Source organism: Pseudomonas sp. S3_C06 (assembly GCF_054667675.1).
In genome coordinates, this window is the sequence record NZ_CP162747.1 from 6,582,858 (window position 1) to 6,609,293 (window position 26,436).

Here is a 26,436-nt window from a genome sequence, read left to right on the forward strand (position 1 = left end):
AGATGCCGATGACTTGCTTTGAAACGAGAATAGTTCCTCTTGGCGGCGTGAACAATATTGCGAACAGGAACGATTATCAAGTAAGGTTTTCAAATATTTTTCAATAACAACCTGCTCAAGGCGAATCCATGAACGTGTATTTACACGCTCAAGGACTCGTTCGTCCCGAGATTAAAAAGTCTCTTAATTGCTTGATCAATAAGGCGTTAAGGGCTGTTGCGATAAGCCCCGGAACGGCAGGCAAATCTGCCGTTGAACGGGCCTGAAAATTTTCACAAACCACGACGGGTTCACGTCAAAGGAGCAACGCCATGCAATCCGATCGACTCAGCCGCAAAGCGCCACTCGCGATCAGCTACCTGTTCGTGCCGGGCAACCGCCCCGAGCGTTTTTCCAAAGCCTGCGAAGCAGGGCCGGACGCGATCATTCTCGACCTCGAGGATGCCGTTCATCCTGACAGCAAAGCCGCCGCCCGTGACGCCATCCAGGCGTGGCAGGAGAAAACGCCGAGCGTTGCTTGTGAGCGTTACATTCGCCTCAACAGCGTCAGCAGTTCGCTGTTTCGCCAGGACCTGAGCTGGCTCAGCGACATGCGTTACCCCGAGCGTTGCAGCGGGATTTTCCTGCCCAAGGCCGAATGTCCCGAGACGCTGGCGCGGGCGGTCGAGCGCTTGCTGGAGTGGCAACCGACGCTGGCGATCGTCGCGATCATCGAGACCGCGAAAGGCCTGCAGCAGGTCGAGTCGATCGCTGCGATTGCGGGCGTGGCGCGGCTGGCGTTTGGCTCGCTGGATTTCTCGCTCGATATCAACTGCAGCCAGGTGCCCGAGGCGTTTCTGTTTGCCCGCAACCGCATCGTGCTGGCGTCGCGCACGGCGGATCTGCCGTCGCCGATCGACGGCGTGACGCCGGCAATCAGCGACTTGGCGGTGGTTGCCCAAGACGCGCAATACGCGCGTTCGCTGGGCTTCGGCGCCAAACTGTGCATCCATCCCGGGCAACTGGCGACGGTGCAGCGCGCCTTCCTGCCAGACTCGCGCCAACTGGCGTGGGCCGATCGCGTGATGCGAGCGGTCGCCACGGGCAGCCACGCGGTGCAGGTGGACGGCGAGATGGTCGACTTGCCGCTGATCGAACACGCCCAACGCCTGCTCGATGTGGCCAGCCAGCATGCGCCGGTTGCCCGCGCCGATGCCTGCTGAATCCCCGGCGAATCAGGAGATCATCATGGATCACGGTTATCAGATTGCGCTGCGGCCACTGTGCGACGTGTTGCAGTCGGAGCAGGTCGATCCGGCCAACGTGACGCTGCTGCGCGAGTCGATTGTCCGCGCCGGGCATTGGCTGGAACCGATCATCGTCGAGCGTTCGCGCGGCATCGTGATGGATGGTAATCACCGTTTCACCGCGGCGTTGCAGCTGGGTTTGAAACGGGTGCCGTGCATCCAGCTCGACTACTCCGATCCGCGCGTCTGTGTGCGGCATTGGCAGACCGGGCAGGCGTTCGAGGTGGCGCGGATTTTCACCACCATCGCTCGCGGCGAGATTTTGCCTTACAAGACCACCCGGCACGCGTTTGACCCTGCGTTGCCGGTCGTCGCGATCCCCCTGGAAAGTCTCTACGCCTGACCCTGATCGAGCCACAGCAAAAAAACTTTACTGCGGGTGATACTTTTTCGCAGATCGACTGGCAATAGGAGTGATTACCATTTTCCCTCGATGAAAAGGATCCTCACGTCATGCCTGTTGTCAGTCGTCCTTGCGGTGAGCGGGTGTTAGCACTCGCCGTGCGTACCGCCATGCTGAATTTCGTTTTGGTCGCAGGAAGCGCCAACGCTTGGGCCGCCAGCCCCGAGCAACCAGGCGTTGCCGCCGACCCGACTGCGAACGCCGCGCCGGACGCGCTGACCCTCGACACCACCAACGTCAACGCCCGTTACAACGGCGCGACCGCGTTGCCGGAAACCCTCGCCGGCGGCCAGGTGGCGCGCGGCGCACGGCTGGGCATGCTGGGCAACAAAGACGTGATGGACACGCCGTTCAGCGTCACCAGCTACACCGCCAAAACCCTCGCTGATCTGCAAACCGTGACCGTCGCCGACGCCTTGGAGCGCGATCCTTCGGTGCGCTCAACCGGGCAGACTGGCGGAATTGTCGACTCGTTTTTCATCCGTGGCTTCCCGATTGGCGAAGGCAACCTTGGTGAGCTGGCGTTCGACGGTGTCTACGGTGTCGCGCCGAATTATCGGGTGTTCACCGACTACGCCGAGCGCGTCGAAGTGCTCAAAGGGCCGGGCGCGCTGATGTATGGCATCTCGCCGAACAGCGGCGTCGGCGGCGTGATCAACATCGTGCCCAAGCGTCCGCTGGATGAAGACCTGACCCGGTTCACCGGCACCTATGCCTCGGATTCTCAGGTCGGTGGGCATCTGGATCTGAGTCGGCGCTTCGGTTCGGAGAACCAGTTCGGCGTGCGTTTCAACGGCAACCTGCAGGGTGGCGATACCGCCGTCGATGATCAGCATCGCGACCTCGGTGTCGGCGCGATCGCCCTGGATTATCGCGGCGAGCGTCTGCGCCTGAACCTCGATTACATCAGCCAGAAAGAAAGCTGGGAGGGCGCTTCGCGGCCCTTCACCATTGCGCCGGGCGTTGATGTGCCGTCTGCGCCGAACGGCCGCACCAATCACTCGCAGGACTGGGGCTGGTCGGATACCAAAGAGCAGTCGGCGTTGCTCGGTGGCGAATATGACCTGACCGACAACGTCACCGTGTTCGCTCATGCCGGCGGTGGTAGATCCGACGTCAAACGCCTGTCCGACCAGGTGCCGAGAATTCTCAATGACGCCGGTGATACCAGCAACATTCCCGGCTACTACAAATTCAACGTTGATCGCTCGACGGCTGACGTCGGTATGCGTGGTGTGTTTGCCACTGGCCCGATCACTCACACCACCACGGTCATGGCGACCCGGTATCAGGATGAGCTGTCACGCGGCATCAACAACGGCACGGCCATCCTGTCGAATATCTACCACCCGATCGACAGGCCGCAGCAGTACATCAACTCGCCAAAGGTGTTGCGCGTTTCCGAATCGGAGCTGTCCGGCGTGGCGTTGACCGACACAATGTCGATGCTCGATGACCGCTTCCAGTTGACCCTTGGCGTGCGTCGCCAGGACATCGAATCGCGTAACTACAACGCGGCCGGTGCGGTCAGTTCGAAATACAAGGACAACGCCACGAGCCCGCTGGTTGGCGTGGTGGTCAAGCCTTGGGAAGACGTTTCGCTCTACTACAATTATGTCGAAGGCTTGAGCAAGGGCGACATCGCCCCGGGCACGGCGTCCAACGCCGGCGAAACCTTCGCCCCGTACGAATCCAAGCAGCATGAGATTGGCGTCAAGTACGAGCACGGTACGTTCATGACCACGCTGGCGTTGTTCCAGATCGAGAAACCCAGTGGCGAAGTCGGTGCCGACAACGTGTTCTCGGTGCAGGCCGAACAACGTAACCGTGGCGTTGAATTGAGCATGTTCGGCGAAGTGGCCCCGGGCACTCGCCTGATGGGCGGCGTGACCGTGCTCGACGGCGAGCTGACCGATTCGGCGACCAAGGCCAACCGTGGCAACAAACCGGTCGGCGTGCCGGACGTGCAAGCCAACGTATGGGCCGAATGGGACACGCCATGGCTTGAAGGCTTCACCCTCACCGGCGGGGCGATCTACACCGACAGCCAGTACGTCAACCAGGCTAACACTCAGGAACTGGATGCCTGGACCCGCGTCGACGCCGGCGCGCGTTATGCGACCAAAATCGAAGGCCGGCCAACGACGTTCCGCGCCACCGTGCAGAACGTCTTCGATCGTGAGTACTGGTCGGGCGTGGCGTCCTACGGCGCGTTTTCTCCGGGTTACCCGCGGACCTTGCAGCTGTCGGCCACGGTCGATTTCTGACGGGGCGGGAGGGGCGGCGCTGTCGTGAGCTTCTATATAGATAGTCACGATCACGTTGCCTGTCCGACACGTGGTCGGCAGGCGGGCAGCAATTGCTGTCCGCCTGAACCTTTAAAACAAGGAGTATTCGCCATGTTTAACAACCCAGGCGTTGGCGCGGTAAACGCACCGTTGGCTTTTCGGACAGCGAACAACCCATTGGCCTTTGAGTTTGATCGCAGCGCCAATACGCATATTCGCGAACTGCTGCGCCACTTCGGACTGCGCACCAGCCTGATCCGCTTCAAAGTCATCAATGCACTGGTGGTGGCCGGCCGCGACGGGCATGGGATCGGGGTGAATGGTGTGCATGCGTTTGTCGAGTCTTCATCGCCCGAGCTGTCGTTCGTCAGTGTGCGTGAAGTGCTCAAGCGTCTGGGTGAAGAGGGGCTGATCGTGCTCGGGAGTGACAAGACCTACCGATTTTCCTCTGAGGCCATGGAATTGCTGCAGCAACACACAGATCCCGTGTAGGAGCTGCCGAAGGCTGCGATCTTTTGACTTTGTTTTTTAAAAGACAAGATCAAAAGATCGTCCGATCGCGGCCCGAGCCTTCGGCAGCTCCTACAGAGTCCCCGTGTATTTCACGGCGGCGGCCGCTCGCGAGGGCACGTTCAGCGTGCGTAATAAAGAAGACACATGAATCCGCACCGTGAACGGTGAAATATCCAGTTCACGGGCGATTTCCTTGTTGGTCTTGCCTTGGGCGATCAAGCGCAGGACGTCTTGCTGACGAGGCGTAAGGGCGGCGCCGGTTTCCAGCGGCAACAGCCCGGACGGCGCGAACTTCACCAGCACCTCTCCTTCACGAATCGCCAGAATCGCTTGGCCGATTTCGTCCGGAGCGATGTTTTTGCCGATAAAACCGTCGATACCGGCGGCCATGACTTCGCTGATCAACGACTCGTCATCGACCATCGACACCACAATCAGCGTGGTACGCGGCAAGCGTCGACGAAGTTCGGCGAGCTGGCTCACACACGTGAGCCCGGGGAAACGCAGGTCGAGAATCAATGTGTCCGGCTCATCACCCAAAGGCAGCAGCGCCAGCACAGCGTCGAGATCGCCGGCTTCGTCGATAACGGCCTCGGGCAGCAAACGCTGTACCGTACGCAGCATCGCCTCGCGAAACAGCGGGTGATCGTCGGCTATGATAATTCGGCATGTCATGGCGTGACCCTCCCTGGGTCAGGCGTTACTCAAGGCTTGCACCTTAGCACCGGGCGCGAAGGTTGCCTGTAGGCTGATTCGGAAACTGACGATTGCCGCACAAGGACGTTTAACCATGAAGTTCGAGAAAAACACCGAACTCGACCAGGCCAATCTGCGCATCATCATCGCCAGTATTGCCGTGGTTTACATGCTCATACTGGGTTTTTTGCCAGGCCAGCGCTTCGATACCTATCTGCCGGTTGTCACCTACATCATCCTGTTTTTGCTGGCCTCGATCGGTTTGCGTCAGGCGATTGCGCGCTGGCCGGGGCATTACCCGGCGCGGCGGATTTTCGCCATGGTCCACGATTACACCGGCACCTGCTTTGGCCTGGTGGTCGGTGGCGAGGCGGCGTTGCCGCTGTATGCGGTGATCATCTGGGTCAACCTCGGCAATGGTATGCGCTATGGCTCGCGTTATCTGGCGATTGCCACGGCATTGGCGTTGCTGGCGCTGGTGTGTGTTTATCGCCTGACCCCGGTGTGGCAGGCGCAACCGTTCATGGTGTTGATGCTGATCATCACCAGCACGGTGATCCCGTTTTATGCGCATTTGCTGCTGGAGCGTACGCGCAAGGCCTCCGAAGAGGCGGTGGCGGCGAATCTGGAAAAGTCGCGGTTTCTCGCCCAGGCCAGTCATGATCTGCGCCAGCCGATTCATTCGATTGGGCTGTTTACCGCGTGCCTGCGGGAGTCGCGGTTGGGCGATGAGGAGCGGCGTCTGGTCGATAACATCGATCGATCGCTGCTCAATGTTTCGCAACTGTTCCGCTCGATTCTCGATCTGTACACCCTCGATAACGGCCGGGTTCTGCCCAAACTGCAAACCGTCAATTTAGGTGAGTGGCTCGCGGATCTGATTCGCCAGAACGCTGAAGCAGCGCGTTGGGCTGGAGTGGAGTTGCGGTTGCGCCCCTGTGAGTATTGGGTGCAAACCGATCCGGCGTTACTGGCGACCATGGTGCAGAACGCGCTTTCCAACTGCTTCAAATATGGCGCGCATCGGCCGGTGCTGATCGGTGTGCGCCGGCGCGGGGCAGGGCTGGCCATCGTGATTTATGACCGCGGCAACGGTATCGCCGAAGAACATCTGACCAAGGTGTTCGAGGAGTTTTATCGGGTGCGCCAGGTACGCGACAAAGACGTCGAAGGCGTTGGGTTGGGGCTGTCGATCGTCAAGCGTCTGGGCGAGTTGATCGGTGTCGGCGTTGCCCTGCGGTCGCAGCTTGGACGGGGTACGGCGGTGACTTTGTACGGCTTGCCGATCACCGCGCCGCCGCAGGTGACGGTCAATCGGGATGAAGCACGTCAGGTCGGTTTGCTGACCGGGTTGAAGGTGTGTCTGGTGGAGGATGATCGCAACGTATTGCTCGCGACTTCGGCGCTATTGGAGCGTTGGGGCTGTGTGGTTCAGGCCGAGTTGACGGCTCAGGACCTGGTCACCGATTGCGACATCATCGTCGCTGACTATGACCTCGGCACTCATGCCACCGGCATCGAATGTATCGACGACGTACGCAGGCGGAGGGGCTGGGCAGTGCCCGCGATGATCATTACCGGACATGACGTCGAAAAAATCCAGGCCGCCCTGCACGACCGCCACATCGCGATCTTGTCCAAGCCGGTGCGCCCGGCCGAGCTGCGCGCGACGTTGCGAACCTTGCGCGACCGCCGACCGCAAACCCGAGCCTTGTAGGAGCTGCGGCACGCTGCGATCTTTTGATCTTCATTTTCAGGATCAAAATCAAAAGATCGCAGCCTCGTTGCACTCGACAGCTCCTACAACGTTAATGCGTGCTCAGCGTTTGCACAGGTAATCCTGGGTGATAGTGGTTTGCAGGCAGTTGTACTGGCCCATGGTGCGGCAGATGTTTTTCTCGGAGCCGGTGACCTCGGCGTTTTTATAACCCCAGGTCTTGCAGCGTTGGGCGGCGACGGTCAGGCCTTGTTCGGCGCTGGTCTGGCCGCTTTCGAACTGGCCCAGTTCATAGGAGACCTGGACAACGCCATCGTTTTTGCTGCCGCCGGTGGCTTCCCACTGTTTCGGCGTGGCGCAGCCAGTGAGGAAAAGGGCGCTGAGAGTGAGTGTTGCGATCAGGGTTTTCATGGGCGAACGGTGTCCTTTACCGGGCGGAGAAGTTATTGCAGTGGGATTGGCGAAGCGCCTTTCGGCAGGCACGACAGCGGCGGCGACATAATGCCCATGCTCGCCACGGCGATGATTACGCCGCTGGGCAATTCACAGTTGTATTCCCCGGCCGGGGTGTACGCGGTGTAGTAGGTGAGGGTGCTGTCGTTGCGGATGTTGTCGATTTTCGACACCGGTTTACCAATCACCGTTTGCGCGCGTTCTTTCATGCTCGCTTCAGTGGGTTTGACGGTCTGGCAGCCGGCCACGCCGAGCAGCACGGCGCCGACCACGGCGATCTTGCAGAGGCCTGCATGGAGTTTCATGGTGTTTCTTCCTTGGTGTTGTTCTGATTTCCAGGCACAACGATCCCGCACGCTGCGAACAGGCAGCGTTGAGGAACATCGTGGGTTGCGGGGGAATATAACGTCAGCTGACAGGGCGGTCGATTAGCACAAATGTGCTAGTGCAGTGGGGGGATCGACGGGCATTAGGCGCTTCTCTTCCTGCCCGATTCGGGCAAAGCTCAAATCGGTCTAAAAACGCCGGGGCGATCGGGCGAGCCTTTGCTAGGCTCAAAGATGTAGGCGAAGACGCAGACTGATGCGCAATCGGATAGCAAGGGGGCGTGGGGCGCGCTCCGAAAGGTACACGGTTAGAAAGATCTCCGCGCTGAGATCCAGCCCTTATGCCGTGTGAAGCAGTTGAGGCCGTACTTTTCATTGGGCCCGGCTGTGGGAAGCCCGATAAACCTTGTAAGCCAGAGACCAGCACTGGCCGCCTGCTCGAACACCAAAGCCCGCGTCGTGCGGGCTTTGTCGTTCCTGCAAGGTCAGATCGATTGCAGCGCCTGCGCCAGGTCGGCGCGCAGGTCTTCGACGTCTTCAACGCCCACCGACAGCCGCACCAGACCATCGCCAATCCCCAGTTTCGCGCGGGTATCAGCCGGAATGGTCGCGTGGGTCATGATCGCCGGGTGCTCGATCAGGCTTTCCACGCCACCGAGACTTTCCGCCAAGGCGAAGATCTTCACGTTCTCAAGGAAGCGCCGCGCGCCCGCCAGATCACTGTTCAGATCGACGGAAATCATCCCGCCGAAACCGCGCATCTGCCGCTTGGCCAATTCATGCTGCGGATGCGAGGCCAGCCCCGGGTAGTAGACGCGTTTGACCTGTGGCTGCTGTTCCAGCCACCGCGCCAGATCCAGCGCGTTGCTGCAATGACGTTCCATGCGCAGCGCCAGGGTTTTCACCCCGCGCAGTGTCAGAAACGCATCGAACGGCCCGGCAATCGCACCGACGGCGTTCTGCAAGAAGCCCAGCTTCTCGGCCAGTTCTTCGTTCTGGCCGACCACGGCGATGCCGCCGATCACGTCGGAGTGACCGTTCAGGTACTTGGTGGTCGAGTGCAGCACGATGTCGAAACCCAGCTCCAGCGGTCGCTGGATATACGGGCTGGCGAAGGTGTTGTCGGCTACGCAAATGATCCCGCGCGCCCGGCAGATGCGCGCAATGGCGGCCAGATCCGAGAGGCTCAGCAGCGGATTGGTCGGGGTCTCGACCATGACCATGCGCGTGTCGTCCTGCAACGACGCTTCGAACGCCGACAGATCGGCCAGATCAACGAAGCTGAAGCGGTGCCCGGCGCTGCGCTGACGGACCTTGTCGAACAGGCGGAAGGTGCCGCCGTACAAGTCATTGCCGGAGACGATGTGCGAGCCGGCATCAAGCAATTCCAGCACCGTGGAAATCGCCGCCAGCCCGGACGCGAAAGCGAACGCGCGGGTGCCACCTTCCAGATCCGCCACGCAGCGCTCAAGGGCAAAACGCGTCGGGTTGTGCGAGCGTCCGTAATCGAAACCCTTGTGCACGCCGGGGCTGTCTTGCAGGTATGTGGAGTTGGCGTAGATCGGCGGCATCAGCGCGCCGGTGGTCGGATCCGGCGTCTGCCCGGCGTGGATCACCCGGGTCGCGAAGCCTTGGGAATTTTCGTCGTGCTGACTCATGCGAGGGATCTCCGTAATTGGTTGAGCATGTCGGTGCGGGTGATCAGGCCATGGAAGCCCGACGCGTCGGCGATGATGGCGACGAGGCCACGGCTGAGCACCGCTTCCAGCTCGGAAAGGCTGGCACCGGGGGCAAGGGTTTGCAGCTTGTCGGTCATCACGCTGGACACCGATTGGCTGAAGCGCGCGGCGTCTTCGTGCACCGGCAGCAGGATGTCGGATTCGTCGATCACGCCGACCAGTTGTTTGCCTTCCACCAGCACCGGCAATTGCGAAACATCCGCAAGGCGCATGCGCTGGAACGCGGTCAGCAACGTGTCGTCAGGGCCGACACTGATCACACGGCCGTCTTCGAAGCGGCGGGCGATCAGGTCACGCAGGTCACCGTAACCTTTGCGCTGCAACAGGCCTTGATCGGTCATCCACTGGTCGTTGTAGACCTTCGACAGATAGCGCGTACCGGTGTCGCAGACAAAGCTGACAACGCGTTTCGGCTCGGTCTGTTCGCGGCAATAACGCAGCGCCGCCGCGAGCAGGGTGCCGGTCGACGAGCCGCCGAGAATGCCTTCGGCCTTGAGCAACTGGCGGGCGTGATCGAAGCTTTCTTCATCGCTGATCGAGTAGGCGTGACGCACGCTGGAAAGGTCGGTGATCGACGGAATAAAGTCTTCGCCGATGCCTTCCACCGCCCATGAACCGGGCGTCGGCAGCGAGCCGTCACGGCTGTATTGCGCCATCACCGAACCGACCGGGTCGGCCAGGACCATTTCCAGATCAGGTTGCACACGCTTGAAGAAGCGGCTCAGGCCGGTCAGCGTGCCGGCCGAACCGACACCGACGACGATCGCGTCCAGATCATGTTCGGTCTGCGCCCAGATTTCCGGCGCGGTGCTGCATTCGTGGGCCAGCGGGTTGGCTGGGTTGTTGAACTGATCGGCGAAAAACGCGCCGGGAATGTCTTTCGCCAAACGGGCGGCGACGTCCTGGTAATACTCGGGATGGCCCTTGCCGACGTCGGAGCGGGTGATGTGTACCTCGGCGCCCATGGCCTTCAAGTGCAGGACTTTCTCGGTGGACATTTTGTCTGGCACCACCAGCACCACGCGATAGCCTTTGGCGCGGCCAACCAGTGCCAGGCCCAGGCCAGTGTTGCCGGCGGTGGCCTCAACGATGGTGCCGCCGGGTTGCAGGCGACCATCACGCTCGGCGGCGTCGATCATCGCCAGACCGATGCGGTCCTTGATCGAACCACCGGGGTTCTGCGATTCAAGTTTGAGAAACAGCGTGCACGGCCCGGTGTCGAAGCGGGTGACTTGCACAAGCGGAGTATTGCCGATCAGCCCAAGTACGGCAGGGCGTGATTCCTTTGACATTTCTTCACCTCTTTGTGGTGTTGATCGCGTTCCAATCGCGGGGAAAAGACTCGCGTGCAACATAGGCTCAGACATCGGCTGTCGCAACCTTTAGTCGGTCGCCAATACAGCCATTTCGATCTAACGATAGATCGAAATCAAAGACCTGCCGGGGCGGGTTCGAGAGCGTTTACACAGAGGCGTCATCGAGTTTTCAAAGAGCGTCTTCATGGCAACGAACAGCTTGAATTGCCGACAAGTTTCCTGCCGAAAAAAACGTTCAGCCGTCCCAAGCATTCTCACCTCAGCAGTATTTTCAGGAGACAGACTGCGATCATTTGATCATGAGGGAAACTTGTGTTGATCAAGATTAAAATGAGTTTGTCTCAATAATGACCGATGCCGACAATGGCCGCCATCAACAAGACATTGGAGTTGTTTGTTATGGCACTGGCCCATTCCCTTGGATTTCCGCGCATCGGTCGCGACCGCGAACTGAAGAAAGCGCAAGAGGCGTTCTGGAAAGGAGAACTGAACGAGGCCGGCCTGCGTGATGTTGGCCGTGAGCTGCGCAAGGCTCACTGGGATTTGCAGAAAAACGCCGGCATCGAATTGCTCCCGGTCGGCGATTTCGCTTGGTATGACCAGGTGCTGACGCACTCGCTGATGTTTGGCGTAATCCCTGAGCGCTTCCGCCCGCACGATGGCAAAGCCAATCTGCAAACCCTGTTCGCCATGGCCCGTGGCGTCAGCGACAGCTGCTGCGGCGGTGCGCACGCCCAGGAAATGACCAAGTGGTTCGACACCAACTATCACTACCTGGTCCCTGAATTCAGTGCTGATCAGCAGTTCCAGTTGGGCTGGGATCAACTCTTCGAAGAAGTCGAAGAAGCCCGCGCGCAGGGCCACAACGTCAAACCGGTGATCATCGGCCCGATGACGTATCTGTGGTTGGGCAAGGCCAAAGGTGCCGAGTTCGACAAGCTGGAATTGCTTGATCGCCTGCTGCCGTTGTACGGGCAGATCTTCGCGCGTCTCGCCGCCCAAGGCGTCGAGTGGGTGCAGATCGACGAGCCGATTCTGGTGCTCGACCTGCCACAGGAATGGAAGAACGCTTTCGAGCGTGCCTACAACCAGATTCAGCGTGATCCGTTGAAAAAACTGCTCGCTACTTACTTTGGTGGTCTGGAAGAAAATCTTGGTCTGGCGGCGAACCTGCCGGTCGACGGTTTGCACATTGATCTGGTGCGCGCGCCGGAGCAGTACCCGACCATTCTTGATCGTCTGCCAGCCTATAAAGTGTTGTCCTTGGGCGTGGTCAATGGCCGTAACGTCTGGCGCTGCGATCTGGAAAATGCCTTGGCGACGTTGCAGCATGCCCATGAACGTTTGGGTGATCGCTTGTGGGTGGCGCCGTCCTGCTCGCTGCTGCACAGCCCGGTGGATCTGGGCCGCGAAGACAAGCTCGACGCCGAATTGAAAAGCTGGTTGGCCTTCGCTGTGCAGAAGTGCGAAGAAGTGGCGATTCTGGCGCATGCCGTCAATGAGCCCGAAGCGCCGAAAGTGCTGCGTGCATTGACTGAAAGCCGCTCGGTGCAGGCTGCACGTGCAGCTTCCCCGCGCATTCACAAACCGGCCGTTCAGGCCCGTGTCGCCGCGGTTACAGCCAAGGACAGCCAGCGTCAATCGCTGTTCGCCCAGCGCATCGCCAAGCAGCGTGCCGGTCTGGATCTGCCGCTGTTCCCGACCACGACCATCGGTTCGTTTCCGCAAACCGCGTCGATTCGCCTCGCTCGTCAGTCGTTCAAACAAGGCAAGTTGAGCGAAGCCGAATACACCGAGGCCATGTACAGCGAGATCCGCCACGCCGTGGAAATCCAGGAACGTCTGGGCCTCGATGTGCTGGTACACGGCGAAGCCGAGCGCAACGACATGGTCGAATATTTCGCCGAACAACTGGACGGCTATGTGTTCACCCGTTTCGGCTGGGTACAAAGTTACGGTTCGCGTTGCGTGAAACCGGCGGTGATCTTCGGCGACCTCAGCCGTCCGAAAGCCATGACTGTCGAGTGGATCCGCTACGCCCAAGGCCTCACCGACAAGGTCATGAAAGGCATGCTGACCGGCCCGGTGACCATGCTGATGTGGTCGTTCCCCCGTGAAGACGTCAGCCGTGAAGTGCAGGCGCGGCAACTGGCGCTGGCGATTCGCGACGAAGTGGTCGATCTGGAAGCCGCTGGCATCAAGATCGTGCAGATCGACGAAGCCGCGTTCCGTGAAGGTCTGCCTTTGCGTCAGGCGCAGTGGCAGCATTATCTGGACTGGGCGACTGAGGTGTTCCGCCTGTGCGCCTCTGGTGTGCGCGACGAAACGCAGATCCACACGCACATGTGCTACAGCGAGTTCAACGATGTGATCGAATCCATCGCGGCGATGGATGCCGACGTGATCACCATCGAAACCTCGCGTTCCGACATGGAATTGCTGGATGCCTTCGAAGCCTTCGCTTACCCGAACGACATCGGCCCGGGCGTTTACGACATTCACTCGCCACGCATCCCGGATGCTGCGGAAATGGCTAATCTGCTGCGCAAGGCCGCCAAGCGGATTCCGGCTGAGCGGCTATGGGTCAACCCGGATTGCGGTTTGAAAACCCGTGGCTGGCCGGAGACGGAAGCGGCGCTGGTGCACATGGTCACCGCCGCCCGGCAGCTGCGTAAAGAGTTGGCGTAACCCTCACCCGGCATGAAACACAACACCTGTGGGAGCGAGCCTGCTCGCGAAAGCGTCCTGTCAGTCAACATCATTGTTGGATGATCTGCCGCCTTCGCGAGCAGGCTCGCTCCCACAGGGTTTTGTGCAAGTCATGAGATTGGATGGCTTCGCGGGACCTGTTGTTGCTACTGTGGCCAGCCGCAGTCCAGGCGCTTTCGCTACATGAAACATCACCCCTTTATTCAAGCTGTTTCCGACGCCGACATTCCTGCCGTGCTGGATTTTGTCTTCAAGGCCCGTGCCGAGCTTTTCCCCAAGCTCAACGCGACCGGCATGCCTGACGATCTGGCGCGTTTTGCCGAGGTTTATCTGCGTGGGGAAGGGCGCTTTCTGATTGCTCGTCACGAAGGGCAGATCGTTGCCTCCATCGGCTATCTCCCTTACGACCGGCGCTTCCCGAACCTTGATTATCCCGGCCGCAAGGTAGTGGAAATCGTGCGCCTGTTCGTCGTGCCTTCACAACGGCGTTCCGGGTTGGCCGCGGCGTTGTATCGATCACTCAAAGACCTGGCACTCGCCGACGGAGTCGGGGTGATCTACCTGCACACCCATCCGTTTCTGCCGGGGGCCATCGAGTTCTGGCAGCGGCAGGGTTTCGAGATTATTGACGTCGACGCTGACCCGGTGTGGCAGACCACGCACATGCACAACGTCATGAGTGAAATCTGAGAATCTGCGCCCCATCAAACGGATCTGTCAGATAGTGCGCCCTGACCCCGAAAGTGTCTTGTAACCGCTGCGGTGTCAGCACTTCCAGCGGCGCGCCCAGCGCCACCAGTCGCCCGCGCTCCAGCACCGCCAGACGATCGCATTTCAACGCCTGATTAAGATCATGCAAGGCGATCAGCGTGGTCACCGGCAACGCCTGCACCACGTTGAGAATGGTCAGCTGATGCTGAATGTCGAGGTGGTTGGCCGGTTCGTCCAGCAACAGGATTTGCGGTCGCTGCGCCAGGGCCCGAGCGATGTGTACCCGTTGTCGCTCACCACCGGACAGGCTGCGCCAGAGACGGGTGCGCAGGTGCATCGCGTCGACGTCGGTCAGCGCCTGCTGAACAATGGCGTCGTCGGCCGCGGACCACGGTTGCAGCGCCGACAGCCAAGGCGTACGCCCCAGCGCCACCGCATCGAACACGCGAATGCCGTCGTCGGTGTCGGCCTGTTGCTCGACCACCGCAAGCTTTTGCGCAATGCTGCGCCGGGCCATTTTGCCCAGGTGCTGACCTTCGAGCAGCACCTCGCCAGCGCTCGGTTCACGCAGCCCGGCCAGCAGTTTGAGCAGGGTGGATTTGCCGGATCCATTCGGCCCGACGATGCCGAGGGTTTCGCCGCGCTGAACTTCAAGGCTGACACCGCTGAGCAACTCGGCGCCGCGCACTCTGAAGCTCAGACCAGAACAACTCAAAACACTATTCATCGAGCGGACCTGCGGCCTACCAGAATCAAGGCAAACACCGGCGCGCCGACCAGCGCGGTAATCACCCCGACCGGAATCACCTGGCCCTTGATCAACGTGCGCGACAGCACATCAGCGGCAATCAGAAACACTGCGCCGCCCAACGCACTGGCCGGCAACAAGCGCGCATGCCCGGTGCCGAGCAACAGCCGCGCGGCGTGGGGAATCACCAACCCGACAAAACCGATCGAACCGACAATCGACACCATCACCGCCGTCACCAGTGCCGCGCAGCCAATCAGCAGAATCTGCACACGTCGCACCGGAATGCCGAGGGATGCCGCCGAATCCGCACCAAAGGTAAACGCATCCAGCGCCCGCCGATGCCACAGACACACAACCAACCCCAACACGGCCACCGGCACCGCCAGCCACACCGAAGGCCAGCGCACGCCGCCGAGATTGCCCAACAGCCAGAACATGATGCCGCGCGCCTGTTCAGAGCTGGCCGAGCGGGTGATCAAAAACGCCGTGAGCGCGTTGAACAGCTGCGAGCCGGCGATCCCGGCAAGAATGATCTGCCCGGTGCCGCTGGCCGAACCGCTGACTCGCGCCAGTACAATCACCAGCACGAACGCCGTGACTGCGCCGGCAAATGCGCCGACTGACAACGAGATGATCCCGGCGCCAACACCGAGTAACGCCACCATCACCGCCCCGGTCGAGGCGCCGGCAGAAATCCCCAGCAGATAAGGATCGGCCAGCGGGTTGCGCAACAGCGACTGCAAAATCACCCCGCACGTCGCCAGACCGGCACCGCATGCAGCCGCGACCAGTGCGCGGGTCAGGCGGTAGTTCCAGACGATGCCTTCGTCGATAGGATCCAGCGCGTACCCGGCGCCCCACAATTTGTTCGCCAGCACTTGCACGACCACGCCCGGTTCAATCGAGGTTTCGCCGATGGCCACACCAGCGACCACTGCAATCAACAGTGTCACCAAGGCCAGCAGCGTACGGATCAGACTGGCACTCATTGCGACAGGTCATTGCCGTTGATGGCCGTGGCCAATTGCTCGATGCCATCGAACATGCGCAGGCTCGCCTGCATGGCCATGGCGTCAAGAATGATGATGCGGTTGTGCTTCACCGCGTCCATGTTGCGCGTCACCGGGTCAGTGCGCAGGAAGGCGAGTTTCTTTTCATAGTCGTCGGCGGGGAAGCGTCGACGGTCCATGCGCGCGATGACGAGAAAGGTTGGATTAGCCTTGGCGATGGTTTCCCAGCCGACCGTTGGCCACTCTTCATCGGACGCCACCACGTTACGCACGCCGAGGGTGCTGAGCATGAAATCGGGAACGCCTTTGTGCCCGGCCACGAACGGCTCGATGTCCATTTGTGCGCTGGAAAACCAGACCAGCGCGCTGGCATCCTTCAGCTGTTTGCCTTGGGCTGTGGCAATCGATTTGGCGAGGCTGGCTTTGAGCTCGTCGTTGAGCTGCTGGCCACGCTCCTGAACATCGAAGATCTGCGCCAGTTGGCTCACGCTTTTGTAAATCGTCTCGATGCGAAACGGCGCCAGTCGCGTGCCATCGGCGCCGACGAGGTTGTCCTTGGCTTCGCAATCGGAAGGCAGCAGGTAGGTCGGAATCTTCAGTTCATGAAATTGCTCGCGAGTGCCGACCGCGCCTTGCGGGCCGACCATCCATTCCAGCTCCACGGCGACCAGTTCCGGGCGCTTGCCGATCACCGATTCGAAACTTGGCTCGTTGTCAGCCAAACGCTCGATCTTGTCGTCCTGGGCTTTGTATTTGGCCAGCACATTGTTGAACCACAACGAGGTGCCGACGACTTTGTCGCCCAGGCCCATGGCGTAGAGCATTTCCGTGCCGGCCTGGCCGATGGTCACGGTGCGCGTCGGTGCGTGCTGGAAGGTCAGGGTGCTGCCGCAGTTTTCGACCGTCAGCGGATAGACCGTCGGTGCCGCATGCGCCATGGCGCCAAAGCTCAGGCCGGTGATCAGGGTGGCAACGCGGGGCAGCAGCATGGGGCAGTCTCCAGGGGAACCGTACGGGAGCGGGAGAGTACGGATTGGAAACACACCATCGAACGCAGTCAGGAAAACAGCGCAAGGCCGGGCAGCCAACGAAGACGCGCACGGCACGATGTCCTTCCCGGACACCCCGCCGGTTAGTAATCACTGTGCCGGCAGGTCTCCTGACTGATGCGTCATCGCCTGGCTCCGGCCTTCCCGGGATTCACCCAGTGGCAGTCGTGGAGCAGGCTCGGCATCTACAGTTGCGGGGGCAGTTCCGATCAGTGCTGAGCAAGCACCTCGGATTCCCTGTTAGTCCCGTTCGGGAACCGGCGGCGGCATGGTAGTCGATCGAGCCGCTGAAGGGGAGACGAATCTGCCGTGACGAGGATTAGTGCTGGCTCATCAAACCGTGCAACACGCCTAAACGCAGGCCCGGTTCGGAGGGCAGCATTTGCGCGATGCCGAACACCTTGAACGCCGCCAGCATCAACACCAGACCGCCGGGCAGAATGCTTTGGCGATGCGCTTGCAGGCCGGCGAGCTTGAGCTGTTGCACGTTGTTCACCTTCAGCAGAAGCAACGACAGGCGCAGCAGTCCGCCGTAGGTGATACCGTCCTGACCGTAGTCGTTGAGGCGATTGGCCTTGAGCACTTTGGCCAGCATGCGCGCGGTGCCGGACGAACCGATGGTTTGCTGCCAGCCCTGAGCGCGATAGCGTCGGGCAACCTTTTCAAACTGCAGGATGGCAAAGCGTTCGGCCTCCTGTAGGGCACCGGCGGACACGTCACCGCCGCGAAAGAAGCGCGTGCTCAAGGTGCCACTGCCGATGGCGATGCTTTCGGTGAGCAATGGTTGTGAGCCTTGGCCGAGGATCAGCTCGGTGGAACCGCCGCCGATATCGACCACCAGGCGCAGGTCTTCAGCGCTTGGCAAGGCGTGGGTCACGCCGGCGTAGACCAGCCGCGCCTCTTCATGGCCGCAAATGACGTCGATGGGAAAGCCCAGATGCCGCTCGGCACTGGCCAGAAACAGTTGCGCATTGTCGGCCTCGCGCACTGCGCTGGTCGCCACCGCGCGAACCCGGCCGGCCTCGAAACCGCGCAGCTTCTTGCCGAACCGCGCCAATGCCTGCCAGCCGCGATCCAGTGCCAACGCATCCAGCGCACCACCATCAAAACCTTCGGCGAGACGCACGGGTTCACGCAGGGTTTTCACTTCCTGAATCTGCAAGCCCTTTCGACTGCGCACTGACTGGCCGATCATCAGGCGAAAGGCGTTCGAACCCAGGTCGATGGCGGCAAACAGCGAGGCGTCGTCTTTCATGGGAATCCTTGCAATGCATCCGTCGCGAGGCTCAAGACGGTTTGCGAGGATTCTGCCGTGATCTTGATGACATCCTGATGACGGGGGGCGGGGCGGTCGAATGAATGTGCGGCTGTCATGACACTGTCATTATCCGGCGTCTATGCTGAGGCCAATACATCGCGTGTTCTTAAAGTTTTTGCTGCCAGTTTTGGCAGCTTTTTTTTGCCTGCGATTTGGCAATGCCGCGAACTGATCGTTCCCACGCTCCGCGTGGTAATGCCTCTAGGGACGCTCCGCGTCCAGTGACGCGGAGCGTCACGGGCTGCATTCCCACGCAGAGCGTGGGAACGATCAGGGGTAGGGGCTACTCAGCAGGCTTGCGGGGTTTCGCCCCGGGCCAGACGCGCATTGATGTCTTCGATTACCTCGGGCAACTCGGCGATGGTGTCGATCAGATAATGCGGGCGCGAGGGGGCGAACATCTTGCCGATCCGCGCACGTTCTTCCGCCAGTCGATCCGACGGCAATGCCTTGTATTGCTCATAGCTCAGGCCCAGCGCGTTGCCGGAACAGGTCAACGCCACCGTCCACATCCCCGCGCTACGCCCTTCAAGAATTCCGGGCCAGGTGTCATCAACCTTGACGCACGCGGCCACATCATCGATGCCCAAGGCAATCACGTTAGCCAGTGCCTGCGCCGGATGCGGGCGGCCATTCGGCACTTCATCGGTGGCGACGACATGGTCAGCGACGTAGCCATTTTCCCGCGCCAGTTCGACGACCTTGGCCATCACCACCGCCGGATAACCGGAGCACGAACCGATTTTCAAGCCCTTGTCGCGCAACGCGGCAATCGCCTCGAGCGCGCCCGGAATCAGCGCCGAATGCAGGGCGATTTTCTCGATTTGCAACGGCATGAAGCGCTCGTAGATCGCCGTCACATCGTCATCGCTCGGCACGCGGTCGAATGCTGCACGATAACGCTCGGCAATCTGTGGCAAGTTGCACAGCGTGCGGATGTGATCCCACTTGCCCATGCCCATCGGCCCGCGCGCTTCTTCCAGCGACACGGCAACGCCGAACTCGGCAAAGGCCTCGACAAAAATCTGCGTCGGCGCAAACGAGCCGAAATCGACAACGGTGCCGGCCCAGTCAAGGATCGCGGCTTGCAGGTGAGTCGGTTGTTGGTACTGCATGGTCAATCTCCGTTTTCAGGTAAGCGTGGGCCGTCCCTCGGTAATGAGGTAGGCGGTTCAAGGGGCAGTGCTGATCAGGTCAGCGGTGGATTCGCATCAAACAGTTCGGCAATCACTGGCCGGTTCCTGCGGATGCCGAGGCAGCACAGGTGGTATTCGATAAAGAACGGGTGGTCGACAAAGGTGATCGGCGTGGTGCCGGGTGTTTCGGCGTACTCGACGGCCGAGACAAACCCGATGCCGATGCCCTTGACGATGGCGTGCACGATGGCTTCGCGGCTGTTGAGTTGCATGACGCAATTGAGCTCGATATCGAGGCGCTTGCAGCTTTCTTCCACCAGTTGGCGGGTGCGCGCACTTTGCTCGCGCATCACCCATTTTTCTCGGCTGATTTCGTTGATGTGAACCTGCGACTGGCTGGCCCACGGATGGTCATCGCGCACCACGGCAATGATCGGATAGCGGTGATACAGCCGCGTGTGGAAGCGCTCATCGAATTCCGACAGCGCCAGAATCGCCACGTCGATGTCGAAGTTGAACAGCCGCGCCAGGGTGTCCTTTTCCGAGGAAAACGAGGTTTCCAGTTCAATGTCCGGATGTCGCTGCATCAGCTCGTAGGTCAGGTTCATCGCGATCGGCGGCGACACCGCGCCGAGGCGCAGCATGCCGTTTTTGCGTTGCTTGAAGCTCTGCAGCAGTTGCACCGCTTCATCTTCCTGGCCGAACAGACCTTGAGTGATCGCGTAGAGCTTGTGCCCGGCGGCGCTCATCTCGATGTAGCGTCCACGGCGATGGAACAGCTCGACCGAGAAGGTTTTCTCCAGCGCGTTGACCTGCTCGCTGACGGTCGGCTGACCGACGCAGAGGTACTCCGCCGCGAGGGTGAAGCTGCCGGTCTTGGCCACCGCATGAAACGAACGCAACCACTTGTGATACTGGTACATGCAAGCCCCGTCAGCGTCGGATGAACAAGGCCACTGCCGCACTGCACAGGCAGGCGCTGGTGACCACTATGAAGATCAGAGACGTATTTGCCGTGGTGTCAAGCAGACGCCCGATCAGTGGCTCGGCCAATCCGGCGAACAGGTAGGAGGAAAAGTTCATGATCCCGGTCGCCGTACCGGCGCGTTTGGCACCGACCAGATCCGGGCACAGCGCCCAGAAACTCGACGCTGGGCCGTAGACGAAGAAGCCGCAAAGGAACAACGCGACCAGGCCGATGATGCTGTGTGGCGGCAGGCTCCACATCCACAGGCTGGTGGCGGCGCCGAGGAACATGTAGAGCATGATCGCCAGATACCGCTTGGAGCCGAACAGTTTGTCCGACACCCAGCCGTTGCTCAGTGCACCGACCGCCATGCCGACGGGGAGGGCGACAGTGATCCATTTCGGATCGATCATGCCGTCACCACTTTTCCAGTCAGCGCCGAGAAAGTGCACCGGCACCCAGACGATCAAGCCGTAGCGTGCAGCGTTCTGAAAACCCAGTGACAGCGCGGCGATCAGCAGCCGGGGATTTTTCAGCACGGCTTTGTAGCGTTGGGCCGAGGACTCGACTTCGCCCTGCGCGGCTTCCTGATGCTTGTCGTCAGCGTTGGCCACACCGGTATCGCCCACCGGTTCGAAACCCATATCCTGCGGCCGTTCGCGGGCAACCAGATAGAAAATGATCCCGCCGGCGAGCATTAGCAGCACCGGCAAACGGAAGATCCAGCGCCATTCCAGTTGCAGCACTTCAAGCACAACGATAGAGGTGACGTACGACAGAATCGACGCGCAACCGGCGGCGAAAGTGTAGAAGCCATAGACCTTGCCGCGCTCGCCCGCCGCCCACCAATTGGCAATCAACCGACCGCCCGGCGCCCAGCCCAAGGCCTGAAAGTAGCCGTTGACGCCCCACGGCAGAATCAGGCTGGTGAAACCGCTGGCGAAACTGGTCACCCAGTTGGCACCGCAGGACAACACCGCACCCAGCGTCATGATCCGCCGGCCACCGAACTTGTCGGCGAGGTTGCCGTTGATGGCCTGGCCAATGGCGTAGGCCCAGAGCATCGCCGCAGAGGCCCAGCCGAGGGTTTCCTTGCTCAAGCCAAATTCAGCCTGAATGCCCGGAATGGCAAAACCGAAGGTCTGCCGCCCGGTGTAGAAAAACAGGTAACAGAACATCGCCGCCAGCAGCATGCGCCACTGCGCGACCCGGAACGAGGCAGAACGGACGGCGAGACCAGGCATTGTTTCGGCACGATTCATGATCTTTTCCTTATTGTTGTCGGTTCCCGTCGGTTGTCGTCGGCGGGTGCACTCTTTTTCGGTGCGGCAGGAAATCACCGCGGCGTTGTACGCCGCCGGCTGTGCTTGGGTCGTTCAGGTTGCGGGCGAGGTCAGGCGGCTTGTGAACCGATGAAGTTCTTGCCGCGCGCGCCCTGCATCGCGAGGTGGATGATGTCTTCGGCATCCTTGGCCGAGACGCCGTAATCGGCAAACTCGGTCTTTACCCCGAGGCTGTGCAGGAACTCGCGCAATTGCTGTTGCGCAGTGAGCAGATCTTCGCCGAATACCCGTTGCAGGATGCGGTCACGCGTTGCGTCATGACCCCAGGCCAGGCCGAGCACTAACGGCAGGGTGAAAGAGCAGGCGATGCCGTGGGGCAAACCATGGCGTAAGGTCATCTCATAGGAAATCGAATGCGCCAGCGCGGTTTTGGTGTTGGAAAACGCCAGCCCGGCCTTGAGTGCGGCCAGTGCCATGCGCGTGCGCAACTCTTGGCTCGACAGATCTTTTTGCAGACGCGGCAAGCATTCGAGAATGTCTTCAATCGCAGAAATGGCGAAGGTGTCGGAGACCGGATTGGCGTTCACGTTCCAGATCGCCTCCAACGCATGGGACAGCGCATCGAGACCGGTGGAAACGGTCACGCCGGCCGGTACGGTGAGCATCAGTTGCGGGTCAATGATCGCCACCCGTGGCCAGGTGCAGTCCAGGTGCAGCGAATATTTCTTCTGGCTGGCGCTGTCCCAGATCGTCGCCCACGGGGTGACTTCGCTGCCGGTGCCGGCGGTGGTTGGTGCGGCGATCAGTTGTTTGCAACGGGCCGGGGTGAACGGTTTGCCGATCGACAGCAGGCTCAACAGTTCATCGAAACGGCCGGATTCGGTGCCGACGATCAACGCCTTGGCGGTATCGATGGCGCTGCCGCCACCGACCGCGAGCACCACGTCGCAAGCAGCGGCGTGCTGCCAGAAATGCTCGTAGGTGTTGCGCAGATGGGCGACGTCGGGGTTGGGCTGAACGTCTTCGAACACGTAGACCAGCCGCTCACCGAGCAAGGCTTGCAGGCGATCGACCAGCCCCAGGCTACGGGCCTCAGGGAAGGTGACGAGGGCCACGGTTTGCTGGTCGGTAATGGCAGCGAGGTCTTGCAGGCTGCCCCAGCCGAAACGGGTATCGACGGGGTTCTGGAAGCGGGCAGTCATGGTGGATCCTTATTGTTGTTGTCGTGTGGCGCCATACTCAGCGCCCGTCGACAACGGCTCAAATCGATAATTCGCAGGTTTGAATCGGCTCAGCCGATAGCCGCTCGACGTCAGTGTGCCGAACCGCTCTGGATCGCCGCGCGCAGGCGACTGGAGATGGCGTCGGCGACGATCACCATGAAGGTAATGACGATGATGCAAGTCGCGGTTTCCTGGTATTTGAACAACTTCAGGCTGCTCACCAGTTCGAAACCCAGGCCGCCGGCGCCGACCATTCCCAGCACCGTGGCCGAGCGCAGATTGACCTCGAAGCGATAGAGAATCACGGCAATCCACGCCGTGATGACCTGTGGCAGGACGCCAAACACGATCACCTGCAACGGCCGCGCACCGGTCGCTTGCAGCGCTTCAATCGGGCCTTGGTCGATCTCTTCGATGCTCTCGGCGAAGAACTTGCCGAGCATGCCCAGGCCATGCAGCGCCAGCGCCAATACACCGGGGAACGGCCCGAGCCCGACCGCCGAGACGAAGATCAGCGCGAGGATCAGTTCGTTGATGCTACGGGTGAAATTCAGCGCCTGACGGGTGGCGTGAAACACCCAGCGATTGCGGCTCAGATTGCGCGCGGCGAGGAAGGATAGCGGAATCGCCAGCAACACGCCGAGCAGGGTGCCCCAAATGGCGATCTGCAAGGTTTCCACCGCTGGCGCGAGCAGACGCGGAAGAATGCTCAGATCCGGTGGGAAGGTGCGCGAAAGGAAATCACCGATCTGCGGCAATCCCGCTGCCAGTTCACCAAGGCTGAGCTGCGCGCCCTGAGCGCTCCAGTTCAGCGTCCACAGCACGATCAGGACGACGGCGCCGGTGGTCAGCCAACTGCGTGGGCCACGGGGACGATCGCCGACCCACTGGTAGTTTTGCGATTGCATGTTCAGGCCCTCGAGGCAGCGCGGTAGGACAGGGTGGGCGTCGGGATGTCAGCGGAGAACTCTGTGGGTTGCCCCGGATAGATTCGCGCCAGATCCGCTTCGGTCATGCTCGACGCTTTGCCATCGAACACCAGGCTGCCGTGAGCGAGGCCGACCACGCGGTCGCCAAACTCGCGGGCGTATTCGACCTGATGCAGGTTGCACAGCACGGTGATGCCCAGCTCGCGAGTGGCATCGCGCAGATACTGCAACACCAGTCGCGCGGTTTTCGGGTCGAGGCTGGCGATCGGTTCATCGGCCAGAATCACCTGCGGTCGTTGCGCCAAGGCGCGGGCGATGCCGACGCGCTGCTTCTGCCCGCCGGACAATGAATCGGTGCGTTCGCCGGCCTTGTGCGCCAGTTCGACGCGCTCCAGGCATTGCATTGCCAGCGCCACATCGTCACGGCGGAACAGTTGCAGAATCGAGGCGAGGGTACCGACGGAACCGAGGCGACCGGTCAGCACGTTCTTCAGCACACTCAGGCGTGGCACGACGTTGTGGTGCTGAAAAATCATCGCCACTTCACGGCGCAAAACGCTGGTGTCAGGGCAGGAGAGGGCGTCGATGCCGGCCACGCTCAGCGTGCCGCTGTCGGCCTGCGCCAGACGATTGATGCAACGCAGCAAGGTCGATTTACCGGCGCCTGATTGACCGAGCACCACGACGAATTCGCCCGCAGCGACTTCAAGGTCGATGCCGCGCAATACCGGGTTGCTGCCGTAGTGTTTGGTCAGTTGGCGGATGCTGATCATTTCATGCTCCGCAAATCGAGATCGAGCACCTTGGCGGTTTCGCGCACCACGTCATACGACGCGTCGGTGGTCGGCTGGAAACCATTGAGCACGCCCTGATCACCCCACGGCACGTCATTGATCGAAGCCAGTGCGTCGGCGACTTTTTTCTTCAATTCCGGATCAAGCGCCTTGCGCCAGACCATCGGCGATTCGGGAATCGGCTTGGAACTCCAGACAATTTCGAAGTCATCCTGCTTGACCACGCCTTTGGCCACGGCGCTGGCGAAGATGCGGTCAGCCACGGCGGCGGCGTCGACTTTCTTGTTCTCGACCGCAAGGATGCTGGCGTCGTGGGAGCCCGAAAAGATCACTCGTTTGAACAGCGTGTCCGGCGCAAATCCTGCCTGCTCCAGACCTGCTTTCGGGAACAGATGACCGGAGGCCGAACTCGGGTCGACGAACGCGAACGTATGGCCCTTGAGGTCGGCCAGCGTATGAATACCGCTGTCCTTGCGCGCCAGAATCACGCTTTTGTAAGCGCTCTGGCCGGTCTTCTTGGTCACCGCCACCGAGAACGCTTCGACGTCCGCCACCGAGGTCGCCAGCACGTAAGAGAACGGCCCGAGGTAGGCGACGTCGAGTTTGCCCGAACGCAGCGCTTCGATGATGCCGTTGTAGTCGGTGGCCACGAACGGCACCACCGGCATGCCGATTTTGGCTTGCAGATCGTCGAGTACCTGTTTGCTCGATTCGATCATTGCCTGGGAGTCTTCGGAGGGGATCAGGCCAATGGTCAGTTTGTCCTTGGCCCACACCTGACTGGCACTCAGGGCAAGTACGGCAAGGCTGGCGACACGTAGAAACTGGTTAATTGTTTTCATGGCATTCCACGGTGTGGTTGGGAGTTGCCACAGGCTAGGTCTGTCACGTGACAGTCATTCAATCAATTCAATATGCGAAACCGCAGCTAACTATTGATGGAGTCTATGGATGTCGAGCGCCAAATTGCGGGCCTTTCTCGCCGTCGCCCGCCACGGCAGTTTCAGTGCCGGGGCGCGGGCGTCGGGGCTGAGCCAACCGACACTGACCACGCAAGTGCAAAGTCTGGAGCGACAGCACAACGTCGAACTGTTTCATCGGCGTGGGCGGCGGATTGAATTGTCGGATGTCGGGCGGCAGTTGCTGCCGATCGCGCAACGGCTAGCCTTGCTGGAACTCGAAGCGCACAACCTGCTGCGCGACTCCGGGCGGCTCGACAGCGGCCAGCTCAAGGTCGGTGCGGTGGGGCCGTTTCATGTGATCGAAATGGTCGACAGTTACCTGCAACAGCATCCGAATATCGACGTGTCGATCCGCGTCGGTAACTCGGCGCAAGTGTTATCGGATCTGGAAAATTACGTCACCGACATCGCCGTGCTGGCCGGGCGTCAGGACGATCCGGCGTTGTGTTCGGTACGTTATGCGCGGCACGCGATCATCCTCTTTGCCCACCATGAGCATCCGCTGGCCAATCGCGGCAGCGTGCGTCTGGAGGAATTGGAAGGGCAGCGCCTGCTGCAGCGCGAACCCGGCTCGACCACGCGGCTGGTTCTGGAGCAGGCGCTGAATGCGGCGCAGGTCAAACCGCGCATCGCCATGGAAATCGGCAGTCGTGAGGCGTTGCGGGAAGCGGTGGTGCGTGGGTTGGGGTTGGGTGTGGTGTCGGAAGCGGAGTTTATTGCTGACCCCAAAATACGCACGATCAGAATCGAAGGCGAGGAGCTGTTTACGGAAACGTATTTGTATTGTCTGGCCGAGCGGCGTTCCAGTCGGCTCATCTCATCGTTTTTCGACGCGGCGCTGGGTTGATTTGCAATTT

At 60.7% G+C, this 26,436-nt stretch carries 23 protein-coding genes, 1 pseudogene and 1 riboswitch; of the genes and pseudogenes, 8 read left to right on the forward strand and 16 right to left on the reverse strand.

Annotated elements, in window-relative coordinates:
• Positions 1-311: 311 nt before the first annotated feature.
• From AB4N44_RS29325 to AB4N44_RS29340, 4 genes are all read left to right on the forward strand, one after another.
• A complete protein-coding gene (locus AB4N44_RS29325; RefSeq protein ID WP_127926873.1) occupies positions 312-1,202 on the forward strand; it encodes an HpcH/HpaI aldolase/citrate lyase family protein in 891 nt (296 codons plus the stop codon).
• A gap of 25 nt (positions 1,203-1,227) precedes the next feature.
• Entirely contained in the window at positions 1,228-1,629 is a 402-nt protein-coding gene (locus tag AB4N44_RS29330) for a ParB N-terminal domain-containing protein (protein WP_127926874.1), read from the forward strand.
• 110 nt (positions 1,630-1,739) lie between these two features.
• Entirely contained in the window at positions 1,740-3,956 is a 2,217-nt protein-coding gene (locus AB4N44_RS29335) for a TonB-dependent receptor (protein ID WP_460110892.1), read from the forward strand.
• Positions 3,957-4,088: 132 nt separating this feature from the next.
• The gene (locus AB4N44_RS29340; RefSeq protein ID WP_127926876.1) at positions 4,089-4,469 is read left to right on the forward strand and encodes a fe2+ zn2+ uptake regulation protein; all 381 of its coding nucleotides are present in this window, start codon (positions 4,089-4,091) and stop codon (positions 4,467-4,469) included.
• A 90-nt stretch (positions 4,470-4,559) separates the two neighbouring features.
• Here the strand turns inward: AB4N44_RS29340 and AB4N44_RS29345 are convergent, their stop codons facing one another.
• Positions 4,560-5,165: a LuxR C-terminal-related transcriptional regulator gene (locus tag AB4N44_RS29345; RefSeq protein ID WP_460110890.1), complete on the reverse strand. Its 606-nt coding sequence runs from the start codon at positions 5,163-5,165 to the stop codon at positions 4,560-4,562.
• A gap of 115 nt (positions 5,166-5,280) precedes the next feature.
• On the opposite strand from AB4N44_RS29345, the gene AB4N44_RS29350 reads away from it, so the two are divergent.
• Complete coding sequence (locus tag AB4N44_RS29350) at positions 5,281-6,903, forward strand: ATP-binding response regulator (RefSeq protein WP_460110888.1); 1,623 nt, start codon at positions 5,281-5,283, stop codon at positions 6,901-6,903.
• 102 nt (positions 6,904-7,005) lie between these two features.
• Here the strand turns inward: AB4N44_RS29350 and yecR are convergent, their stop codons facing one another.
• From yecR to AB4N44_RS29370, 4 genes are all read right to left on the reverse strand, one after another.
• Complete coding sequence (gene yecR, locus AB4N44_RS29355; RefSeq protein ID WP_007918065.1) at positions 7,006-7,314, reverse strand: YecR family lipoprotein; 309 nt, start codon at positions 7,312-7,314, stop codon at positions 7,006-7,008.
• A gap of 32 nt (positions 7,315-7,346) precedes the next feature.
• On the reverse strand, positions 7,347-7,661 hold the full coding sequence (locus tag AB4N44_RS29360) for a hypothetical protein (RefSeq protein WP_127926879.1): 315 nt from the start codon (positions 7,659-7,661) through the stop codon (positions 7,347-7,349).
• A 506-nt stretch (positions 7,662-8,167) separates the two neighbouring features.
• A complete protein-coding gene (locus AB4N44_RS29365) occupies positions 8,168-9,340 on the reverse strand; it encodes a cystathionine gamma-synthase (protein WP_460110885.1) in 1,173 nt (390 codons plus the stop codon).
• Positions 9,337-10,713: a pyridoxal-phosphate dependent enzyme gene (locus tag AB4N44_RS29370; RefSeq protein WP_127926881.1), complete on the reverse strand. Its 1,377-nt coding sequence runs from the start codon at positions 10,711-10,713 to the stop codon at positions 9,337-9,339. Before AB4N44_RS29370 ends, AB4N44_RS29365 begins: the two co-directional genes overlap by 4 nt.
• A 423-nt stretch (positions 10,714-11,136) precedes the next feature.
• Here AB4N44_RS29370 and metE point away from each other — a divergent pair, with 423 nt between their 5' ends.
• On the forward strand, positions 11,137-13,425 hold the full coding sequence (gene metE, locus AB4N44_RS29375; RefSeq protein ID WP_460111667.1) for a 5-methyltetrahydropteroyltriglutamate--homocysteine S-methyltransferase: 2,289 nt from the start codon (positions 11,137-11,139) through the stop codon (positions 13,423-13,425).
• A 204-nt stretch (positions 13,426-13,629) separates the two neighbouring features.
• The gene (locus AB4N44_RS29380; protein ID WP_460110883.1) at positions 13,630-14,136 is read left to right on the forward strand and encodes a GNAT family N-acetyltransferase; all 507 of its coding nucleotides are present in this window, start codon (positions 13,630-13,632) and stop codon (positions 14,134-14,136) included.
• Here AB4N44_RS29380 and AB4N44_RS29385 read toward each other — a convergent pair.
• The 11 genes and pseudogenes from AB4N44_RS29385 to phnD all read right to left on the reverse strand — a co-directional run.
• A pseudogene (locus tag AB4N44_RS29385) lies at positions 14,120-14,788 on the reverse strand (ABC transporter ATP-binding protein); the annotation flags it as partial. The gene AB4N44_RS29380 and the pseudogene AB4N44_RS29385 overlap by 17 nt on opposite strands.
• Before the next feature lie 92 nt (positions 14,789-14,880).
• Positions 14,881-15,885 carry a FecCD family ABC transporter permease gene (locus tag AB4N44_RS29390; RefSeq protein ID WP_177413900.1) on the reverse strand — a complete coding sequence of 335 codons (1,005 nt, stop codon included), beginning with the start codon at positions 15,883-15,885 and terminating at the stop codon, positions 14,881-14,883.
• 8 nt (positions 15,886-15,893) lie between these two features.
• Positions 15,894-16,907: an ABC transporter substrate-binding protein gene (locus tag AB4N44_RS29395; protein WP_460110879.1), complete on the reverse strand. Its 1,014-nt coding sequence runs from the start codon at positions 16,905-16,907 to the stop codon at positions 15,894-15,896.
• A gap of 143 nt (positions 16,908-17,050) precedes the next feature.
• Positions 17,051-17,244, reverse strand: a riboswitch (cobalamin riboswitch).
• A 42-nt stretch (positions 17,245-17,286) separates the two neighbouring features.
• On the reverse strand, positions 17,287-18,222 hold the full coding sequence (locus AB4N44_RS29400; RefSeq protein ID WP_460110877.1) for a Ppx/GppA phosphatase family protein: 936 nt from the start codon (positions 18,220-18,222) through the stop codon (positions 17,287-17,289).
• A gap of 350 nt (positions 18,223-18,572) precedes the next feature.
• On the reverse strand, positions 18,573-19,400 hold the full coding sequence (gene phnX, locus AB4N44_RS29405) for a phosphonoacetaldehyde hydrolase (RefSeq protein WP_127926888.1): 828 nt from the start codon (positions 19,398-19,400) through the stop codon (positions 18,573-18,575).
• Between the two features lie 74 nt (positions 19,401-19,474).
• Entirely contained in the window at positions 19,475-20,344 is an 870-nt protein-coding gene (locus AB4N44_RS29410) for a LysR substrate-binding domain-containing protein (RefSeq protein ID WP_460110875.1), read from the reverse strand.
• A 10-nt stretch (positions 20,345-20,354) separates the two neighbouring features.
• The gene (locus tag AB4N44_RS29415) at positions 20,355-21,650 is read right to left on the reverse strand and encodes an MFS transporter (RefSeq protein WP_460110873.1); all 1,296 of its coding nucleotides are present in this window, start codon (positions 21,648-21,650) and stop codon (positions 20,355-20,357) included.
• 131 nt (positions 21,651-21,781) lie between these two features.
• The gene (psrA, locus tag AB4N44_RS29420) at positions 21,782-22,873 is read right to left on the reverse strand and encodes an iron-containing alcohol dehydrogenase PsrA (protein ID WP_460110871.1); all 1,092 of its coding nucleotides are present in this window, start codon (positions 22,871-22,873) and stop codon (positions 21,782-21,784) included.
• A 110-nt stretch (positions 22,874-22,983) separates the two neighbouring features.
• Complete coding sequence (gene phnE / locus AB4N44_RS29425; protein WP_127926891.1) at positions 22,984-23,802, reverse strand: phosphonate ABC transporter, permease protein PhnE; 819 nt, start codon at positions 23,800-23,802, stop codon at positions 22,984-22,986.
• Positions 23,803-23,804: 2 nt separating this feature from the next.
• Positions 23,805-24,596: a phosphonate ABC transporter ATP-binding protein gene (phnC, locus tag AB4N44_RS29430; RefSeq protein ID WP_460110869.1), complete on the reverse strand. Its 792-nt coding sequence runs from the start codon at positions 24,594-24,596 to the stop codon at positions 23,805-23,807.
• Complete coding sequence (gene phnD / locus AB4N44_RS29435; RefSeq protein WP_460110867.1) at positions 24,593-25,459, reverse strand: phosphonate ABC transporter substrate-binding protein; 867 nt, start codon at positions 25,457-25,459, stop codon at positions 24,593-24,595. The genes phnC and phnD overlap by 4 nt, the downstream gene beginning before the upstream one ends.
• 109 nt (positions 25,460-25,568) lie before the next feature.
• Between phnD and AB4N44_RS29440 the strand changes: the two genes are divergently transcribed.
• Entirely contained in the window at positions 25,569-26,426 is an 858-nt protein-coding gene (locus AB4N44_RS29440) for a LysR substrate-binding domain-containing protein (protein ID WP_400751108.1), read from the forward strand.
• The last annotated feature ends 10 nt before the right edge of the window (positions 26,427-26,436 follow it).

Excerpts from the sequence above, each read along its gene's own strand:
- AB4N44_RS29330 (WP_127926874.1), top strand. The coding sequence starts at position 1,228 with ATGGATCACGGTTATCAGATTGCGCTGCGGCCACTGTGCGACGTGTTG.
- yecR (WP_007918065.1), bottom strand. The coding sequence starts at position 7,314 with ATGAAAACCCTGATCGCAACACTCACTCTCAGCGCCCTTTTCCTCACT.
- phnC (WP_460110869.1), bottom strand. The coding sequence starts at position 24,596 with ATGATCAGCATCCGCCAACTGACCAAACACTACGGCAGCAACCCGGTA.
- phnE (WP_127926891.1), bottom strand. The coding sequence starts at position 23,802 with ATGCAATCGCAAAACTACCAGTGGGTCGGCGATCGTCCCCGTGGCCCA.
- metE (WP_460111667.1), top strand. The coding sequence starts at position 11,137 with ATGGCACTGGCCCATTCCCTTGGATTTCCGCGCATCGGTCGCGACCGC.
- AB4N44_RS29345 (WP_460110890.1), bottom strand. The coding sequence starts at position 5,165 with ATGACATGCCGAATTATCATAGCCGACGATCACCCGCTGTTTCGCGAG.
- AB4N44_RS29340 (WP_127926876.1), top strand. The coding sequence starts at position 4,089 with ATGTTTAACAACCCAGGCGTTGGCGCGGTAAACGCACCGTTGGCTTTT.
- psrA (WP_460110871.1), bottom strand. The coding sequence starts at position 22,873 with ATGACTGCCCGCTTCCAGAACCCCGTCGATACCCGTTTCGGCTGGGGC.
- AB4N44_RS29415 (WP_460110873.1), bottom strand. The coding sequence starts at position 21,650 with ATGAATCGTGCCGAAACAATGCCTGGTCTCGCCGTCCGTTCTGCCTCG.
- AB4N44_RS29395 (WP_460110879.1), bottom strand. The coding sequence starts at position 16,907 with ATGCTGCTGCCCCGCGTTGCCACCCTGATCACCGGCCTGAGCTTTGGC.
- AB4N44_RS29350 (WP_460110888.1), top strand. The coding sequence starts at position 5,281 with ATGAAGTTCGAGAAAAACACCGAACTCGACCAGGCCAATCTGCGCATC.
- AB4N44_RS29380 (WP_460110883.1), top strand. The coding sequence starts at position 13,630 with ATGAAACATCACCCCTTTATTCAAGCTGTTTCCGACGCCGACATTCCT.
- phnX (WP_127926888.1), bottom strand. The coding sequence starts at position 19,400 with ATGCAGTACCAACAACCGACTCACCTGCAAGCCGCGATCCTTGACTGG.
- phnD (WP_460110867.1), bottom strand. The coding sequence starts at position 25,459 with ATGAAAACAATTAACCAGTTTCTACGTGTCGCCAGCCTTGCCGTACTT.
- AB4N44_RS29410 (WP_460110875.1), bottom strand. The coding sequence starts at position 20,344 with ATGTACCAGTATCACAAGTGGTTGCGTTCGTTTCATGCGGTGGCCAAG.
- AB4N44_RS29360 (WP_127926879.1), bottom strand. The coding sequence starts at position 7,661 with ATGAAACTCCATGCAGGCCTCTGCAAGATCGCCGTGGTCGGCGCCGTG.
- AB4N44_RS29400 (WP_460110877.1), bottom strand. The coding sequence starts at position 18,222 with ATGAAAGACGACGCCTCGCTGTTTGCCGCCATCGACCTGGGTTCGAAC.
- AB4N44_RS29335 (WP_460110892.1), top strand. The coding sequence starts at position 1,740 with ATGCCTGTTGTCAGTCGTCCTTGCGGTGAGCGGGTGTTAGCACTCGCC.
- AB4N44_RS29370 (WP_127926881.1), bottom strand. The coding sequence starts at position 10,713 with ATGTCAAAGGAATCACGCCCTGCCGTACTTGGGCTGATCGGCAATACT.
- AB4N44_RS29365 (WP_460110885.1), bottom strand. The coding sequence starts at position 9,340 with ATGAGTCAGCACGACGAAAATTCCCAAGGCTTCGCGACCCGGGTGATC.
- AB4N44_RS29440 (WP_400751108.1), top strand. The coding sequence starts at position 25,569 with ATGTCGAGCGCCAAATTGCGGGCCTTTCTCGCCGTCGCCCGCCACGGC.
- AB4N44_RS29325 (WP_127926873.1), top strand. The coding sequence starts at position 312 with ATGCAATCCGATCGACTCAGCCGCAAAGCGCCACTCGCGATCAGCTAC.